This window comes from Pollutimonas nitritireducens, assembly GCF_002849615.1.
GTDB classification, from domain to species: Bacteria; Pseudomonadota; Gammaproteobacteria; order Burkholderiales; family Burkholderiaceae_B; genus Pollutimonas; species Pollutimonas nitritireducens.
In genome coordinates this window covers 222774-239365 of record NZ_PDNV01000003.1, presented here as the reverse complement: position 1 = coordinate 239365, position 16592 = coordinate 222774, and the positions used below count along the sequence as shown (strand labels likewise).

The 16592-nt window shown below is 56.4% G+C and carries 17 protein-coding genes and 1 pseudogene; 12 read left to right on the top strand and 6 right to left on the bottom strand.

All coding sequences use genetic code 11. The features are described from left to right. Positions 1–11: 11 nt before the first annotated feature. Positions 12–1313, top strand: a complete 1302-nt coding sequence (locus CR155_RS05565) for an MFS transporter (protein WP_102068999.1) — start codon at positions 12–14, stop codon at positions 1311–1313. 10 nt (positions 1314–1323) lie between these two features. On the opposite strand, the gene queF is transcribed toward CR155_RS05565, so the two are convergent. After that, complete coding sequence (gene queF, locus CR155_RS05560; RefSeq protein ID WP_102068998.1) at positions 1324–2148, bottom strand: NADPH-dependent 7-cyano-7-deazaguanine reductase QueF; 825 nt, start codon at positions 2146–2148, stop codon at positions 1324–1326. A gap of 293 nt (positions 2149–2441) precedes the next feature. Between queF and aceA the strand changes: the two genes are divergently transcribed. The 10 genes and pseudogenes from aceA (at position 2442) to CR155_RS05510 (ending at position 10644) form a co-directional block, all read left to right on the top strand. Beyond that, positions 2442–3767: an isocitrate lyase gene (aceA, locus tag CR155_RS05555; RefSeq protein WP_102068997.1), complete on the top strand. Its 1326-nt coding sequence runs from the start codon at positions 2442–2444 to the stop codon at positions 3765–3767. Between the two features lie 125 nt (positions 3768–3892). Next, the gene (locus CR155_RS05550; RefSeq protein ID WP_102068996.1) at positions 3893–4858 is read left to right on the top strand and encodes a P-type ATPase actuator domain-containing protein; all 966 of its coding nucleotides are present in this window, start codon (positions 3893–3895) and stop codon (positions 4856–4858) included. Between the two features lie 3 nt (positions 4859–4861). After that, positions 4862–5002 (top strand): annotated as a pseudogene (gene ccoS / locus CR155_RS21335) (cbb3-type cytochrome oxidase assembly protein CcoS); the annotation flags it as partial. A 334-nt stretch (positions 5003–5336) separates the two neighbouring features. After that, complete coding sequence (ccoN, locus tag CR155_RS05540) at positions 5337–6821, top strand: cytochrome-c oxidase, cbb3-type subunit I (RefSeq protein WP_102068994.1); 1485 nt, start codon at positions 5337–5339, stop codon at positions 6819–6821. Positions 6822–6832: 11 nt separating this feature from the next. Continuing rightward, complete coding sequence (ccoO, locus tag CR155_RS05535; RefSeq protein WP_102068993.1) at positions 6833–7492, top strand: cytochrome-c oxidase, cbb3-type subunit II; 660 nt, start codon at positions 6833–6835, stop codon at positions 7490–7492. Further along, on the top strand, positions 7493–7666 hold the full coding sequence (locus CR155_RS05530) for a cbb3-type cytochrome oxidase subunit 3 (RefSeq protein WP_102068992.1): 174 nt from the start codon (positions 7493–7495) through the stop codon (positions 7664–7666). Then, positions 7659–8582 carry a cytochrome-c oxidase, cbb3-type subunit III gene (gene ccoP / locus CR155_RS05525; protein ID WP_102068991.1) on the top strand — a complete coding sequence of 308 codons (924 nt, stop codon included), beginning with the start codon at positions 7659–7661 and terminating at the stop codon, positions 8580–8582. The genes CR155_RS05530 and ccoP overlap by 8 nt, the downstream gene beginning before the upstream one ends. A gap of 8 nt (positions 8583–8590) precedes the next feature. Next, a complete protein-coding gene (gene ccoG / locus CR155_RS05520) occupies positions 8591–10093 on the top strand; it encodes a cytochrome c oxidase accessory protein CcoG (protein WP_102068990.1) in 1503 nt (500 codons plus the stop codon). A 27-nt stretch (positions 10094–10120) separates the two neighbouring features. Beyond that, positions 10121–10366 (top strand): FixH family protein, encoded by a 246-nt coding sequence (locus CR155_RS05515; protein ID WP_439650418.1) that lies wholly within the window; start codon positions 10121–10123, stop codon positions 10364–10366. A gap of 29 nt (positions 10367–10395) precedes the next feature. Next, positions 10396–10644, top strand: a complete 249-nt coding sequence (locus tag CR155_RS05510; protein ID WP_199171685.1) for a hypothetical protein — start codon at positions 10396–10398, stop codon at positions 10642–10644. 24 nt (positions 10645–10668) lie between these two features. Here the strand turns inward: CR155_RS05510 and fnr are convergent, their stop codons facing one another. From fnr to CR155_RS05490, 4 genes are all read right to left on the bottom strand, one after another. Next, the gene (gene fnr, locus CR155_RS05505) at positions 10669–11397 is read right to left on the bottom strand and encodes a fumarate/nitrate reduction transcriptional regulator Fnr (protein WP_102068989.1); all 729 of its coding nucleotides are present in this window, start codon (positions 11395–11397) and stop codon (positions 10669–10671) included. 168 nt (positions 11398–11565) lie between these two features. Further along, entirely contained in the window at positions 11566–12474 is a 909-nt protein-coding gene (locus tag CR155_RS05500) for a LysR family transcriptional regulator (RefSeq protein ID WP_102068988.1), read from the bottom strand. A gap of 76 nt (positions 12475–12550) precedes the next feature. Beyond that, the gene (mazF, locus tag CR155_RS05495) at positions 12551–12889 is read right to left on the bottom strand and encodes an endoribonuclease MazF (RefSeq protein WP_102068987.1); all 339 of its coding nucleotides are present in this window, start codon (positions 12887–12889) and stop codon (positions 12551–12553) included. A 14-nt stretch (positions 12890–12903) separates the two neighbouring features. Continuing rightward, the gene (locus CR155_RS05490; RefSeq protein ID WP_102068986.1) at positions 12904–13134 is read right to left on the bottom strand and encodes an AbrB/MazE/SpoVT family DNA-binding domain-containing protein; all 231 of its coding nucleotides are present in this window, start codon (positions 13132–13134) and stop codon (positions 12904–12906) included. 149 nt (positions 13135–13283) lie between these two features. Here CR155_RS05490 and clpB point away from each other — a divergent pair, with 149 nt between their 5' ends. After that, entirely contained in the window at positions 13284–15878 is a 2595-nt protein-coding gene (gene clpB, locus CR155_RS05485) for an ATP-dependent chaperone ClpB (RefSeq protein WP_102069156.1), read from the top strand. Positions 15879–15898: 20 nt separating this feature from the next. Here the strand turns inward: clpB and CR155_RS05480 are convergent, their stop codons facing one another. Continuing rightward, positions 15899–16582, bottom strand: a complete 684-nt coding sequence (locus CR155_RS05480) for an epoxyqueuosine reductase QueH (RefSeq protein WP_102068985.1) — start codon at positions 16580–16582, stop codon at positions 15899–15901. Positions 16583–16592 lie beyond the last annotated feature (10 nt).

The following is a 16592-nucleotide window of genomic DNA, read 5'->3' as shown; positions in this document are numbered from 1 at the left end:
AGGTTTTGGGCATGGATTCCGCGACGTTAGATCAGGCACCCGATACATCCTCCCGGAAGCGCCAGGACTGGCTCATTATCAGTCTGGTGGGCGCCGTTCATTCCAGCTCGCATTTCTTCCAGCTTGTGCTGCCTACGCTGTACCTGTCGTTGGCCCACGAATACGGCTACGATTTCGTCAAGCTCGGCATGCTGGCATCCGCCTTTTTTCTCGTGTCATGTTTTGGGCAGGCCTCATCGGGTTTTGTCGTCGATCGTATCGGACCGGCGCCGGTTTTGCGGTTCGGGCTGACATGTTTCGTCGTATCCGGCATCCTTATCGGCATCTCTACGGGGTATCCGATGCTGTTGCTTGCGGCCGTTATCGGGGGGATTGGAAATTCTGTTTTTCATCCGGTCGATTTTTCCATCCTGAATCACAAGGTCAGCCCCCGGCGGCTGGGCCACGCGTTCAGTACGCATGGTCTCACAGGCAATCTTGGCTGGGCGCTTACGCCGGTGTTCATGGCCACCATCATCTATCTGGCGAATTGGCGGGTAGCGGCATTCTCCGCGGCTTCCCTGGTGGCAGTGGTTCTTTTCCTCACGTGGCTGGGACGTGGGCTGCTGGCAAACAGCGGGCAGGCCTTGCCCAACGATGAAGCCGTGGCCAATGTGGCGGTCGCCTCGAACGCGGCCGTAGCGGATTTATCCGACCGGACTGCCATGCAGACATTGACTACCCTGCTTGGGCAGCCGGCATTGTGGGGCGCTTTCCTGTTCTTTGCCTTCACCTCAATGGCGTTGTCGGCGGTCCAGAACTTCACCATACCGATGCTCAGCGAGGTATACGACATCGATAAAATTGTTGCAGGCACCACCTTGTCGGCGTATATGGTTGCGGCTGCGCTTGGCATGCTGGCGGGAGGCTTCCTGGCAGGCGCCACGCCCAACACCGAGCGCACGGTGGCGGTGTCACTGGTATTGGCAGGCGTGCTCCTGCTCGTGCTCGCCTACGGGGCGATTCCACCTTCATATGCCATTGCACTCGTTGCAATGGCCGGCTTCTGCTCAGGCGTGTCAGCCCCATCCCGCGACATGTTGATCCGGCGTGTGACCCCTAAAGGTGCCACCGGCGCCGTATATGGCCTGGTCTATTCAGGCATGGACGTGGGCTCGTCACTTGCACCGGTCGGCTTTGGCCTGATGCTGGATGCCGGCTTTGTGCAAGGACCCTGGTTTGGTGCCGCCATCGGCTTTGGCGTTGCGGCGGCATTGGCTCTGTGGGTGGCAAGAACCGCTACCAGCACGGCGCTTCGACCGGTTAGCGCCTGAACTTCAACACTTACTGCCGTGGTGTGCGGGTCTGGCTGACGCTGGCAGGTCGGCTGCTGCGCCATGGGTTGATGTCCAGGCCGCCGCGCCGTGTATAGCGGGCGTAGACCAGCAGGGACTCGGGCCGGCAACTGGCCCAGATGTCGCAATACAGCTGCTCGACGCAATGTTCGTGAAATTCGTTGTGCTGGCGCAGCGAAACGATATATTCCAGCAACGCGTCACGGTCTATCCGTTTTCCGGTATAGCCTATCTGGACGCTACCCCAATCCGGTTGTCCGGTGACGGGGCAGTTTGATTTCAATAAATCCGACACCAAGGTTTCAGTCACTACCCCGGCCCCGGCGACGCAGCGTAACAGCTCGGGCGTTGGCTGAGTAGCGGTGATTTCGATATCGGCGTCATCAATGCAGATGCCGTCCATAGGTTCACATAAAAATGTTTGCTGCCTGATGTCAGTGTCGATCTCAACGGTTACCGGTGCACCGGCTGCATTGCTCAAATCCGCGGCCATGCGTTGCTGGACCAGTGTCGCGTAGGCAAAACGTTCTTCATTGAACGAGTTAAGGTATAGCTTGAAGGATTTGGATTCAATGAGTCTGGGGCTCGCGGCCGGGAAGCTGAAGCGGGCCATGCCTACGATGGGCTTGCCTTTGCTGTTGAGCCACGATATTTCGTAGGCATTCCAGATGTCGTCGCCGTGCCAGACGTGGGGAATGCCGAGCTTTTCGCGGTTAAGGCTGCGATCGATCGGGAAGAGCAGGGCGGCATCGTATGAATCGGGGTAGGACACATTCTGGCCGAGCGGCGCGTTGGGTAGAACAAAAGCAGTCATGGCAAAAGGAATGGAAAAGTCGATAGGCTATTGTACCTTCCCCCCACGCACAGTTCCACAATGTGAAAAACGCCTCCCGTCATATGAAAACCGTGTGCTGCATTGCACGAAAATACTTTCCATGAGAGGAAAATTCGTTCCATAATATGGAAACAAAATCATAAGTGATTGAAAATAAAACGTTATATTTTTTGTCTTATATAAGAGTTACGGGTTCCTTGCCCCGCAGCAAACGCGTAGACTTTTCTTAATGGTTTCTCATTCAGTTTGTCTCACTTCACAAGGAAAACATCATGACCACAAGAGAAAGCGAAGTTCGTAATCTGCAAAAGAACTGGGCCGAAGATGCACGCTGGCAAGGCATCAAGCGCGGCTATAACGCGGAAGAGGTTATACGACTGCGTGGTTCCGTGGTGGTGGAGCATACGTTGGCAAGGCGCGGCGCCGAAAAACTATGGGGCCTGCTGCATTCGGAACCGTTCGTGAACTCGTTGGGGGCCCTTACCGGCAACCAGGCGATGCAGCAGGTCAAGGCAGGACTTAAGGCCATCTATCTTTCCGGCTGGCAGGTCGCTGGCGATGCAAACGGCGCTGGCGAGATGTACCCCGATCAATCTTTGTATCCGGCCAATTCGGTGCCGTTGGTGGTCAAGCGCATCAATAATGCGCTTACACGTTGCGACCAGATCCAATGGATGGAGGGCAAGAATCCCGACGACGAAGACTACCTGGATTACTTCGCTCCAATCGTTGCTGATGCCGAAGCTGGATTTGGCGGTGTGCTGAACGCTTTCGAGTTGATGAAGGCCATGATCGAGGCCGGGGCGGCGGGCGTACACTTCGAAGACCAGCTTGCCTCTGTCAAAAAATGTGGTCATATGGGCGGCAAAGTGCTCGTTCCCACACGGGAAGCCGTGGCCAAACTGGTTTCGGCACGCCTGGCGGCGGATGTGCTGAACGTGCCCACTTTATTGTTGGCACGCACCGATGCCGATGCGGCCGACCTCGTCACCAGCGATGTCGATGAAAACGACAGGGCCTTCATCACCGGCGAACGTACGGTCGAGGGATTCTTCCGTACACGACCTGGCATCGAGCAGGGCATCTCCCGCGGCTTGGCCTATGCGCCATATGCCGACTTGCTGTGGTGCGAAACGTCCACGCCCAATCTGGAATATGCGCGCCAGTTTGCGGAAGCCATTCACCGCCAGTTTCCGGGCAAGATGCTGGCCTACAATTGCTCGCCGTCCTTTAACTGGAAAAAGAACCTGGACGACGCCACGGTCGCGAAGTTCCAGCGTGAACTGGGCGCGATGGGCTACAAGTTCCAGTTCATCACACTTGCGGGCTTCCATGCCCTGAATTATGGAATGTTCGAACTGGCGCATGGCTATGCGCGTCGGCAGATGAGCGCTTTCGTGGAACTGCAGCAGAAGGAATTTGCTGCCGCGGAACTGGGCTTTACTGCCGTCAAGCACCAGCGTGAAGTCGGCACAGGCTACTTCGACGCCGTGACTCAAGCGATCGAAGGTGGACAATCGTCGACAACGGCTCTGACGGGTTCCACCGAAGAGGCTCAGTTTGACAGCCACAGTAGTCAAGGCCTGAAAGTCGCCTGACTGCCGCGCGTGGCATAGACGGGCAGGGGGCTATATTGCGCCCCCTCGCGTCGTTTGTACTGCTTGCTTATTAAAATTGATCTATATCAATACGGAAAATCCCTCGGTTGGTATAGTTCATTCCCATGCGCGCCTTCTCGATTTTTTCCACGCCCCAGGGCTTGTCCGACTCTGATCGCCAGAAGCGGCGCCACATGCTGGCTCGCATGGGGCTGGCGTGGCTGGGCATGATGCAAGTCATGATGTTTGCATTTCCAGGCTACCTGCGTAGCGACAGCATGGCACCGGATAACCTGGCGCTGCTCGATCAAGCCATATTCATTATGAACTGGATCAGCCTGGTACTCACCGTTCCCGTGGTGCTTTATTGTGCTTGGCCGGTTTGGGGCGGAGCTTTGAGCCGCCTCATGCAGGGAGGTGTCAGCATGGATGTTCCGGTAGCGCTGGGCATTGTCGCGGCATTCTTCCCTAGCGCGTATGCCACGTGGTCGAACGAAGGCGAAGTCTATTTCGACTCAGTCACCATGTTCGTGGCATTTTTATTGACGGCTCGCTATCTGGAGCTCTGTGCGCGCCAGGCGGTGGGCGTGGGCAAGGCCCACCTCGTCATCGAGCAATTCCGGCTCGCCGTCACGCGACGGGCCAATCAGCTGGCATTCTGGTTTGTTGTCATTCAACTGGCCCTGGCGTTCATAGTGGGGGCCGCGTGGTATGTCTATGCGCCTGAACATGCCCTGGCGGTGATGGTGTCCCTGCTGGTGATGAGTTGTCCCTGTGCCATGGCCATGGCCGTACCCACGGCCGTCGCCGCTGCCCACGCCAGCCTGTCAGCCCGTGTGCCAGTCTCCGATCTCGATATTGTGCGACTGGTACAGGCCACAGGCCGTGTCTCGCGACAAAACCTTTATGCCTCGGTAGCTTGGCACCTTCTTATGGCGCCTCTTGCCGCATTGGGCTTTGTCGCGCCCTGGCTGGCCGCAATATCCATGCTGTTGTCTTCGTTGGCAGTGGCAGCGAACTCCTGGCGCCTGTACCGGGCCCAATTACGCGTACCATACGGCGATTGGCTGCCCGCGGTCGCCCGGAGCTAGCGCGTGGCGTCGTCGCTGTTTTTGTTGTTGCCCATATCACTGGTGTTTGTCATTGTGATAGGCGTGTTTTTCTGGTGGGCAATCTTCTCGGGGCAGTTTGACGATACGCAGTCACGTGGCGAGTCAATACTGAACGATGATGACGTCTCTTGCGAAAGTCCGGCTGTCGCAGAAGATGAGGCAAGCAAGGCCGGTCCCCATCGGGAAAATGACCGCCCGCATGGCCGCTGAACCCCTTGGAAGAAGCCGCTTGGAAGAAGCCGCTTGGAAGAAGCCGCTTGGAAGAAGCCGCTTGGAAGAAATCACGGGGCATCAGATCGCCAGGATCGTATTGTTATCTATCTATCTATTTAGTGTGGTGTGGAAACGTCAACCTGCCCAGCTCTAATTTGACCTTGATGCATATCAAAGTCAGCTTCAGTGCCATGCTGGATCATGCTTGACGTCAAGCATTGTTTATTTGTTTTAGGGGAAACTCATGGGCACTTCCGATACGGTCGGAAAACAGGCCGAAATCTTCAACTATGGTGTGGTTCGTCAGTTTACGATCATGACCATAGTATGGGGTGTGGTAGGGATGGCGGTGGGTGTATGGATAGCCGCACAACTTATATGGCCACAGCTGAATTTCGACATCCCGTGGCTCAGCTACGGCCGTTTGCGACCATTGCATACGAATGCCGTCATTTTCGCTTTCGGTGGCAGCGCCTTGTTTGCCACAGCCTATTACGTGGTCCAGCGTACCTGTCAGGCGCGCCTGTACAGCGACAAGCTGGCGGCGTTCACTTTCTGGGGCTGGCAGACTGTCATCGTTGCGGCCGTCATCACGCTGCCCCTGGGTTACACCAGCACCAAAGAGTATGCGGAACTTGAATGGCCTATCGATATCCTGCTGACCTTTGTGTGGGTTGCATTCGCCATCGTGTTTTTCGGGACCATCGTCAAGCGCAGGGTCAAGCACATTTACGTGGCTAACTGGTTTTATGGTTCCTACATCCTTACCATTGCGGTGCTGCACATATTCAACAATCTTGAATTGCCGGTTTCAATGTGGAAGTCATATTCCGCTTACGGCGGCGTGCAGGACGCCATGGTGCAATGGTGGTATGGCCACAATGCCGTGGGTTTCTTTCTGACCACCAGCTTCCTGGGCATGATGTATTACTTCGTGCCCAAGCAGGCCGAGCGTCCCATCTATTCCTATCGCCTGTCCATCGTGCACTTCTGGGCACTGGCGTTCACCTATATGTGGGCCGGCCCGCACCACCTTCTGTATACCTCGCTGCCCGACTGGACCCAGTCGCTGGGCATGGCGCTTTCTCTGATCCTGCTTGCTCCATCGTGGGGCGGCATGATCAACGGCATCATGACGATGTCAGGCGCCTGGCACAAGCTGCGCACCGACCCGATCCTGAAATTCCTGGTCGTGGCGCTGTCGTTCTATGGCATGTCCACCTTTGAAGGTTCGATGATGTCCATCCGCACGGTCAATGCCTTGTCGCATTACACCGACTGGACCATTGGGCACGTGCATTCGGGGGCCCTGGGCTGGGTCGCCATGATCACCTTCGGATCGCTGTACTACATGATTCCTCGGCTGTATGGCCGCACCGCCATGGCCAGCACGAAGCTTATCGAGCTGCACTTCTGGCTGGCGACGCTGGGCGTGGTGATGTATATCAGCGCGATGTGGATCGCCGGGGTGATGCAGGGTCTGATGTGGCGCGCCACGGGCGTCGACGGCACGCTGACGTACAGTTTCGTTGAAGCGGTCAAGGCAACGTATCCTTTCTATGTCATCCGTATGCTGGGCGGCCTGTGCTTCCTGAGCGGCGTGTTCGTCATGGCCTGGAATACATGGATAACGATCAAAGGCCAGGTCAAGGTGAATCCGATCGTGCCTTTGTTCAGTCCCGATGCGCGTGATCCGGCCTTGCTCGGACCTGCATCGGCAACCGCTTGAGGAGAACCGGAATGTCCAAGCAAGAACATGGTTTTTTTTCGCACAAGACATTGGAAAAGAATGTCGGCCTGCTGATTATTTTAAGTGTTGTGGTTATCTCGTTTGCAGGGCTGGCGCAAATCGTGCCGCTGTTTTTCCAGCACTCGACGACCACACCTACTGAAGGTGTGCTGCCTTACGAGCCGCTTAATCTCATCGGGCGCGACATTTATATTCGCGAGGGCTGTGTCAGTTGTCATTCGCAGCAGATCCGGATGCTGAGTTCGGAAGTCCAACGCTATGGTCCCTATTCATTGGCTGGCGAGTCGCAATATGACCACCCCTTCCTGTGGGGCTCCAAGCGCACGGGCCCCGACCTTGCCCGGGTCGGGCAGCGTTATTCGGATGACTGGCATCGTATCCACCTGCGCAATCCGCGCGACGTCGTGAAAGAATCGAATATGCCGAGCTATCCATGGCTGCAGCACAATTCGGTGGCCAATGAAAACATACAGGACCGCATGTCGGTGCTCCGTACTCTGGGGGTGCCGTACACGGATGAACAGATTGCCAAGGCGCCTGAGCAATTGAAAGGCAAGACCGAAGAGGATGCCCTGGTTACCTACCTGCAAGGATTGGGCGTGGCCGGTCGTGCCGCGGCAGCCAAAGCTGTTTCGGAAGGAGGCTTGTAAATGGCAGTGCTCAACGGAATTATGACGATCATCGCCATGGCGACTTTCCTGGGCATCGTATGGTGGGCTTTTTCACGCGGCCGTGCCGATGCAAACCACGAGGCTTCGCTCCTGCCCTTTGCCGTGCCGGACGAAAGACCAATCAACAAGAATGACGGGGGCTCCCATGAGTGATTTTGTCAGTAGCTTTTGGAGCTACTTCATTGGTGTGATCGCCCTGGGCGGGATCGGCTTTTGCATATGGTTGCTGTTCAGCCAGCGCGCCTGGCTTAAGCATGATGTCAAGCAGGTCACGGATACGGGACATGTTTGGGACGGCGACCTGACCGAACTCAACAATCCGGTGCCGCGCTGGTGGACCGTCATGTACCTGGGCCTTTGCGGCATCGCCCTGGCCCTGCTATTTTTATATCCAGGCGTAGGCAGTTACAAAGGTACGCTGGGGTATACGGCCGCCAAGCAGGTCAAGGACGAGCAGATAGCCTTGAACGAACAAATCAAGCCTTTGTTTGAGCGCTATCAGCAAATGCCGGTTGAACAGGTCGCCCACGATGCCGAGGCCCGCGAAATCGGCCAGCGGCTGTTCCTGAACAACTGTGCACAGTGCCATGGCTCAGATGCCCGGGGCAGTGGCAGCTTCCCCAATCTTGCCGATCAAGACTGGCTATACGGCGGTGAACCAGAGCAGATCATGCAAACCATCACCAAAGGTCGTCATGGCATGATGCCACCGTGGAACGCCCAGATCAAGCCTAGTGAGGCTGCCGACATTGCCCAATATGTGCGGTCGCTGTCGGGCCTGGCCAGCGATTCCCTGCGGGTTGTGCCTGGCAAACGCGGCTTCGACACGTTCTGTGTCGCCTGTCACGGTGTCCAGGGCAAGGGCAATACAGCCATGGGTGCGCCCAACTTGACCGATGGCGTCTGGCTGTACGGCAGTTCCGAGGCCTCCATTGTCGAGACTATCCTCAATGGACGCCAGAATATCATGCCGGCACAGGAAGGCCTTCTGACTGAAGCCCAGATCCGCATGCTTACCGCATGGGTGTGGGGCCTCTCGAATCAAGGTAATACGGTAGCAGCAAAATAGGACATATCATGAGTAGCGAGCCATCCGTAATCCCGGAACAAGACCCTGCAAAGACGGCAGCACCGGCCTGGCAGCCGCCGCGGGTCACGAAAGTGGGTGGTGGTTCGTCTCCCCAGGTCGAGAAGGCCCTGGCCGACGTCCGCAAGAAGATTTATCCACGTTCGGTTTCGGGTCTGTTCGCCCACTGGCGCATAGCCATGGTGGTGCTGACACAGGTCATTTTCTATGGTCTGCCATGGTTGCAATGGAACGGGCGTCAGGCCGTACTGCTGGACCTGGCGGCCCGCAAGTTCTACATATTTGGTATGGTGCTCTGGCCGCAAGACGTCATTTATCTTGCGGTCTTGCTGGTCTTGTCCGCCTTTGCGCTGTTTCTGTTTACGGCCATGGCCGGCCGCCTTTTCTGTGGCTATGCCTGTCCGCAAACCGTCTACACGGAAATCTTCATGTGGGTCGAGCGCCGTATCGAGGGCGATCGATTGGCGCGCATACGTCTTGACGAACAACCCTGGACCTGGCGCAAAATACGCTTGAAAGCGGCCAAGCACACTGTCTGGATACTTATTGCCTGGTGGACGGGGTCCACGTTTATTGGCTATTTTGCACCCATACGTGAACTGGGCATGGGCCTGATCACCTTATCACTGGGACCATGGCAATGGTTCTGGATGGCCTTTTATGCTTTCGCCACATGGGGAAATGCCGGCTTCATGCGCGAGGCGGTTTGCAAATACATGTGTCCCTATGCGCGATTTCAAAGCGTCATGGTCGATGACGACACCTATGTGGTCACCTACGACTTTGAGCGTGGCGAACCCCGGGGAGGGCGCTCGCGACGTATCGATCACAAAGAAGCCGGCATGGGCGATTGTGTCGACTGCAGCTTATGCGTGCAAGTTTGCCCCACAGGCATCGACATCCGCGACGGCTTGCAGTACATGTGCATTGGTTGCGGAGCCTGTGTCGATGCTTGTGACCAGGTCATGGAGAAGATGGATTATCCCAAAGGATTGATCCGCTACACCTCAGGCCGCGCCATAACCGAAGGTCTCACGCAGCCGCAGGTTCGCAAACGATTGTTCCGCCCACGTGTTCTTGCCTACATGGCGATTCTTTCGGTAATAGGCATTGCCTTCGTCGTTTCACTCGCGACGCGCACCACACTGCGTGTCGATGTCATTCGCGATCGTGGCGTAATGGGACGTGAGGTGGCTGGCGGAATGATAGAAAACGTCTACCGTCTTCAAATCATCAATACGACGGAGTCTCCGTTGTCTGTCACCCTGGGCGCCAGTGGCGTGCCGGGTTTGTCCATACTCACTGCCGACAGTTCCTCGACATCGGTGGACATTGATGCTGCATCCAATAAGCTGGTGCCTGTGGTGCTGCGGGCGCCGACCCAAGAGGTCAAACCCGGGCTCTACGATATCAATCTAACGGTTACGGCCACCTCTGTCGACGGTAACGAGAAAGTCGTGGTCGAACGTTCCAGCTTTTTTGTCCCGAAATAGATGTAATTGTCGACCAAGGAGGACGTCATGCCACAAGTCGCTACCAAAGATCAAATGAATCCTCGTCCGGCCAAGCCGTGGTGGCGGGAGCCTTGGCCGTGGATACTGATGGCGGGTCCCGCAGCGGCCATCATAGGCTGTATTATTACCATCGTTCTAGCTGTGCAGAACTTCAGCGACCAGGCGATAGTCGATGGCGGCGTCAAGCGGGGGCTGGTGGTAAGTAAACCAGGGCCAGTCTCTAGCCCAGCGCAGGCATCGCCGGAACGTTGACAATACACCGAGAAGGAAAAGGGGTCGATATGAAGTGGCGTGCATTGATGTGGGTTTTATGGCCATCGTTTCTAATCGCCGGAGCTACCAGCGCGACAGTGTTCGCGCTGGTAGACCCGCTGGAAATCAACTTTCTTGGCCACCTACAGGTAGGGCGGCAGTTTGCCTATGCCGCAGGTTTCTTTTTGTTCTGGATCATGGCGGCGCTATCCAGCGCATTGACCTTGCATATGGCGCCGCGCGGCCAAGTGTTCGACGAGTTCGGCGACCCTATCTAGGCAACCCCTTCCAGGCAGGAAGGATCAGCCGCAATCGGTTCCCGCCAAGGCGCGCAGAGCCTGGAAATCGACGATATGGACCTGGCGTTGCTGGATGTGCAGCACGCCTTCGCGGGCAAAACGGGAAAACAGCCTGCTTACTGTTTCAAGCGTCAGGCCCAGGTAATTGCCGATTTCTTCACGGCTCATGCGCAGCAGGAATTCGCTGGACGAATAACCTAATGCGGCCAATCGTTGCGACAGGTTGATCAGGAACGCCGCGAGGCGTTGTTCGGACCGCAAGGAGCCCAGCGACATGACCAATTGATGCGAGCGGTTGATTTCCTTGCTCATCAGGCGTCGAAGTTGCTGGTTCAATATCGGAATGTGTTGCCCTAACTGATCCAGCTCGTCAATGCGTATCACGCATACTTCGCTGTCTTCGAGTGCAAGGGCATGCGAAACCTGCCGGTTTTCCAGCAGACCATCCATGCCCAGGATTTCACCCGGTAGCAGGAAACCGGTGATTTGAACCTGGCCGTTGACGTCTTCCAACTGGGTCTTGAGCGACCCCGAGCGTATGCCATAGACGGCTTCCGCCTTGTCACCCAGATGGAAGAGTGCCGATCCCTTGGGGATGCGGATCCGTTCCTTGATCAGTTCATCAAGTTTGTCGACATCGTGTCGGGCCATGCCCAAAGGCAGGCATATCTCGCTGAGCATGCATGTCGAACAGCGGGTTGAATCGGGTGTAACGGTGATTGTCTTTTGCATACAGATACAGCGGGGCGGGTGAGGCTGTTTCCACAGCATTTTCGGGCGGTTTGACAGAACTTGCAGCGATTTTACTGCACGAGCCAGCCGGGCCTAGATTTGATTTATATCAAGTATACGGGATAGAAGCCATCATGCGGACCGGCGGTCGTACATGTGGTATTTCCGCTAATGGGTTTCCCAGTATGACGGTGCCGCATAGTGTGCGCGTAACATATCCACGAACAGGCGCACGCGCAATGGAAGATGCTTGCGCTCTGGCAGCATGGCGAAAATTCCATTGGCCGGCGCGGCATACTCATCCAGGACACTTACCAGCCGGCCTGTCGCGATGTCTTCGCGGACTTCCCACAGAGATCGCCATGCCAGGCCATAGCCTGCCAAAGCCCATTTATGCAGGATGGAGCCGTCGCTGCATGCAAGATTGCCTTTCACCCGTATGGCCTTGACCTGTCCATCCTCCGTCAGCAGCCAACCACGGGATTGGTTGCCCTGATGGCCGAACGACAGGCAATTGTGCTTCGCGAGGTCGGCGGGCGTATTGGGCCGGCCGTGTTGACCGAGATAGGATGGAGCGGCGACGATTACGCGTTTGTTGTCGGCGATCCGGAGTCCGACGATTTGCGAGTCATCGAGTTCGCCTATACGGATGGCGCAGTCGTACCCTTCTTCAATGAGATCGACCAGCCGATCGCTCAGGTCCAGGGCGATCGTCACGTCGGGATAGGTGGTGACGAAATCCGGGAGCAGCGGCGCCACATGGCGCCGGCCAAAGCCAGCGGGAGCGCTGATGCGCAGATGGCCGCTGGGATTCACGCTGCCTTGCGCGATGCGGGTTTCAGCGTCGTTCAAGTCGCGCAGTATGCGCTGTGCCTCCTCCAGAAAATCATTGCCTTCAGCGGTAAGCGTCAGGCGCCGCGTGGTACGCAGCAAGAGCTTGATGCCCAGGCGCTCTTCCAGCGCATTGATGCGTCGTCCCAGCATGGCAGGCGCCACACCTTCGGCACGCGCCGCGGCGGAAAGGCTGCCCAGCGTCGCAGCAGCCACGAAGCTCTTGAGTTGTTTGAATTTGTCCATGCGGATCAGGTGAAGGTGGAGTGCGACCGATATTCGGGGAAGCGAATGATAGCAAAGCCGCTGGTTACCGGGCTGGTCAGGCCTTGAAGATGAGTGCCTGCAATTTTGCCCTCACCTGGCCGAGTTCATTCGAATCGATACGTCCATGATGGCTTATTTTTGTGTGGGCCCAATCCAGGCTCTTGACCTGGTCGGCGAGCACCGCCAGACGGTTCTCGGGCGCTATCAGCACCTCGAAAGGATAGCCCTTGGCATTCGATGTGATTGCACAGCATACGACCAGTCCCGTTTTCTTGTTATACGGCAAGGGACTAAGAACCAAGGCAGGTTTATAGTCTTGTGCTTTGCTGCCAGTGGGCAGGTCGAAATGTAGCCAGATAATATCACCAGCATCAGGTATGTAACGTTTGTTCATGGCCGCTCCGGCAATCAGCTGTCGGCAATGCCGAAATCAATTTCGGCATGCAGGTTACCGGGCTTTATTGCGCTTAGCAGCTGAGAAAGCAGGTATTCCTGTGACCGTATCGGTTCGATGACAATGCTTCCGCGCTCCACCTTGATTTCCACCATATCTTCCAGGTCGAGTTTGAGCGTTTTCATCATTGAAGAGGGCAGGCGGACTGCAGCACTGTTGCCCCATTTTTTTATCACTCCACGCATGATGAGCTCCTTTGCACGTTGGAATAAATCGGGTTTTTTGAGCTTAACAGTTTAGACTGTGTGTCAACAAGAGGCTCTTGAAATCCCTTGTTATGGCCGCACTTATTCTTTATTCGAGCGAAGCAGCTCTCTTTTCATGTGAAATGATTATGCGATTCGACAAATTAACCACAAAATTTCAGCAAGCGCTTGGCGACGCACAGAGCCTGGCGGCCAAGCATGATAATCCCTATATCGAACCGGCGCACGTGCTGGCGGCTCTGTTGGCCGATGCCGATAGTGGGGCAGCTAGCCTGCTGGCGCGCTCTGGCGTGGCGGTAAACCGATTGGGGCCATCCTTGAATACCCTTATCGAAGGGTATCCGCAAGTGAAGGGTGCGGGAGGAAACATACAGGTCAGCCGCGACCTGCAAGCCGTTTTTACGCGAACTGACAAAGAAGCGTCCACGCGGGGCGATAGCTATATTGCTAGCGAACTGTTCCTGTTGGCGCTTGCCGACGACAAGGGCGAGACAGGACGTATCCTGAGAGAATCGGGTCTGCAGCGCAAGGCGCTGGAGGTGGCTATTGACGCGGTACGCGGTGGGGCCAACGTAACCGACTCCGAGGGCGAGTCCAACCGCGAGGCCTTGTCCAAATACACGACAGATCTCACCGACCGCGCACGCCAGGGAAAACTCGACCCCGTGATTGGGCGCGACGACGAAATTCGCCGCGCAATCCAGATACTGCAACGTCGCACCAAGAATAATCCTGTGCTTATCGGAGAGCCGGGTGTCGGAAAGACGGCGATAGTCGAAGGTCTGGCCCAGCGTATCGTTAACAATGAGGTGCCCGAGACGCTCAAAGGCAAGCGCGTACTTTCGCTGGATCTGGCCGCATTGCTTGCAGGCGCAAAGTATCGGGGCGAGTTTGAAGAGCGCTTGAAAGCGGTGTTAAAGGAACTGTCGCAGGACGATGGGAAAACCATCGTCTTCATCGACGAATTACACACCATGGTAGGTGCCGGCAAGGCCGAAGGCGCCATGGATGCCGGCAATATGCTCAAGCCTGCTCTCTCTCGAGGAGAACTGCACTGCATAGGCGCGACCACATTGGACGAATACCGCAAGTACATTGAAAAAGATGCCGCACTGGAGCGCCGCTTCCAGAAAGTGCTGATCAATGAGCCGGACGTCGAATCGACCATCGCCATCCTGCGCGGCCTGCAGGAACGTTACGAGCTGCACCATGGAGTCGCAATTACTGACCCCGCTATCGTGGCGGCGGCAGAATTATCCCATCGCTATATCACCGATCGATTCCTCCCAGACAAGGCTATCGATCTCATCGATGAGGCCGCCGCGCGCATACGCATGGAGATCGACTCCAAGCCCGAGGTCATGGACAAGCTGGACCGGCGCATCATCCAATTGAAAATCGAACGCGAGGCCGTCAACAAGGACACCGACGAGGGCTCCCAGCGACGCCTCAAGGCAATCGAGGATGAACTGCTGAAACTTCAGCGTGAGTACAACGATTACGAGGAAATATGGAAATCCGAGAAAGCGGCTGTGCAGGGGTCGCAAGCCATCAAAGAGGAGATAGAACGCGTTCGTTCCGACATGGCCGAACTGCAGCGCCGGGGCCAGTTCGATAAGCTGGCCGAACTTCAGTATGGCAAGCTGCCGGAACTGGAGGGGCGACTTCAGACAGCCGAGGCGGGGCAGCAGGCCGAACCTGATGCGAACAAACCGCGACTCTTGCGTACTCGGGTCGGTGCCGAGGAAATTGCGGAAGTGGTGTCCCGTTCTACCGGTATTCCGGTGTCAAAAATGTTGCAGGGGGAGCGGGCCAAATTGTTGGGCATGGAAGATTTCCTGCACCAGCGCGTGGTCGGACAGAACGAAGCAGTCAGTCTGGTTGCCGACGCGATTCGCCGTTCACGGGCGGGTTTGTCCGATCCAGCGCGTCCTTATGGATCTTTCCTGTTCCTTGGGCCCACCGGAGTAGGCAAGACCGAACTGTGCAAGGCACTGGCAAGCTTTCTGTTCGACTCGGACGACCACATGATCCGTATCGATATGAGCGAATTCATGGAGAAACACTCCGTGTCGCGGCTGGTTGGCGCGCCGCCGGGATACGTCGGGTACGAAGAAGGGGGATACCTGACCGAGGCTGTTCGCCGCAAGCCGTATAGCGTGATATTGCTGGACGAGGTCGAAAAGGCGCATCCGGATGTATTCAATATTCTCTTGCAAGTGCTGGACGACGGCCGTTTGACTGACGGGCAGGGACGTACGGTGGATTTCCGTAATACCGTCATCATCATGACGTCGAACCTGGGTTCGCAGCATATCCAGAGCATGGCCGGTCAGCCCTATGACGTTATCAAGGAAGTGATCTGGGATGAATTGAAAACGTCATTCCGGCCCGAGTTCCTTAACCGGATCGACGAGGTCGTGGTCTTCCATGCGCTGGAATCCAAGCATATCGAGGAAATTGCGCGGATTCAGGTGCAGCGGCTGGCGCAGCGCCTGGCGCTGCAAGAAATGCGGCTGGAGGTCTCCGATACAGCACTGGCGCAGTTGGCGCGGGCCGGTTTTGACCCCGTATTCGGCGCGCGTCCATTGAAACGCGCCATCCAGCAGCATATCGAGAATCCGGTCGCCCGCCTGATACTGGAAGGAAAATTCGGACCCAAGGATGTCGTGCCGGTGGACTGGCAAAACGACAAGTTCGTATTTTCCAGAACCTTGCAGTAAGGAAGTTATTGGGGACGGCCTTATTTTTCGTGGGGGGGCGGGTTCAGTTGCAACTCGTCCTTCCCATAGAACTTGATGCCGATTTGTACGCGGTCCCGCCCTTGGGCGCGGCGGTGCCGGTTGGTGTCGCGTAAGGAATACACGCAGCCGCAGTATTCCTGCTGGTAGAACGCCTCGCGCTTGCTGATTTCTATCATTCGGGCGGATCCACCCCCCTTGCGCCAGTTGTATGTCCAGTAGACCAGATCCGGATACCTGGCCGCGGCCCGTTCACCGCAACCATTGATCTGGTTCATGTCCTTCCATCGGGAAATTCCCAGTGAACTGCATATCGTATCGTAGCCATGCTCGTGCGCGTAGAGCGCCGTACGCTCGAAGCGCATGTCGAAGCAGACCGTGCAGCGTTGCCCGCGTTCGGGTTCGTTCTCGAGACCCTTCACGCGCTCGAACCAGTTATCGCGATCGTAGTCGGCGTCGATGAACGGTATGTTGTGTTCAGCGGCGAACCGGATGTTCTCGTTTTTTCGAATGTCGTATTCGCGGTCTGGATGGATATTGGGATTGTAGAAATAAATGGCGTAGTCGATGCCCGATGCGGTCATTGCTTCCATGACTTCGCCCGAGCAGGGCGCACAGCATGAATGCAAGAGGACTTTCTTGCGGTTATCGGGCAGGGCAAGCTTGGGGCGTTGAATGTCGGTCATGGTCAGAATA

Excerpts from the sequence above, each read along its gene's own strand:
- CR155_RS05565 (WP_102068999.1), top strand. The coding sequence starts at position 12 with ATGGATTCCGCGACGTTAGATCAGGCACCCGATACATCCTCCCGGAAG.
- queF (WP_102068998.1), bottom strand. The coding sequence starts at position 2,148 with ATGACTGCTTTTGTTCTACCCAACGCGCCGCTCGGCCAGAATGTGTCC.
- aceA (WP_102068997.1), top strand. The coding sequence starts at position 2,442 with ATGACCACAAGAGAAAGCGAAGTTCGTAATCTGCAAAAGAACTGGGCC.
- CR155_RS05550 (WP_102068996.1), top strand. The coding sequence starts at position 3,893 with ATGCGCGCCTTCTCGATTTTTTCCACGCCCCAGGGCTTGTCCGACTCT.
- ccoN (WP_102068994.1), top strand. The coding sequence starts at position 5,337 with ATGGGCACTTCCGATACGGTCGGAAAACAGGCCGAAATCTTCAACTAT.
- ccoO (WP_102068993.1), top strand. The coding sequence starts at position 6,833 with ATGTCCAAGCAAGAACATGGTTTTTTTTCGCACAAGACATTGGAAAAG.
- CR155_RS05530 (WP_102068992.1), top strand. The coding sequence starts at position 7,493 with ATGGCAGTGCTCAACGGAATTATGACGATCATCGCCATGGCGACTTTC.
- ccoP (WP_102068991.1), top strand. The coding sequence starts at position 7,659 with ATGAGTGATTTTGTCAGTAGCTTTTGGAGCTACTTCATTGGTGTGATC.
- ccoG (WP_102068990.1), top strand. The coding sequence starts at position 8,591 with ATGAGTAGCGAGCCATCCGTAATCCCGGAACAAGACCCTGCAAAGACG.
- CR155_RS05515 (WP_439650418.1), top strand. The coding sequence starts at position 10,121 with ATGCCACAAGTCGCTACCAAAGATCAAATGAATCCTCGTCCGGCCAAG.
- CR155_RS05510 (WP_199171685.1), top strand. The coding sequence starts at position 10,396 with ATGAAGTGGCGTGCATTGATGTGGGTTTTATGGCCATCGTTTCTAATC.
- fnr (WP_102068989.1), bottom strand. The coding sequence starts at position 11,397 with ATGCAAAAGACAATCACCGTTACACCCGATTCAACCCGCTGTTCGACA.
- CR155_RS05500 (WP_102068988.1), bottom strand. The coding sequence starts at position 12,474 with ATGGACAAATTCAAACAACTCAAGAGCTTCGTGGCTGCTGCGACGCTG.
- mazF (WP_102068987.1), bottom strand. The coding sequence starts at position 12,889 with ATGAACAAACGTTACATACCTGATGCTGGTGATATTATCTGGCTACAT.
- CR155_RS05490 (WP_102068986.1), bottom strand. The coding sequence starts at position 13,134 with ATGCGTGGAGTGATAAAAAAATGGGGCAACAGTGCTGCAGTCCGCCTG.
- clpB (WP_102069156.1), top strand. The coding sequence starts at position 13,284 with ATGCGATTCGACAAATTAACCACAAAATTTCAGCAAGCGCTTGGCGAC.
- CR155_RS05480 (WP_102068985.1), bottom strand. The coding sequence starts at position 16,582 with ATGACCGACATTCAACGCCCCAAGCTTGCCCTGCCCGATAACCGCAAG.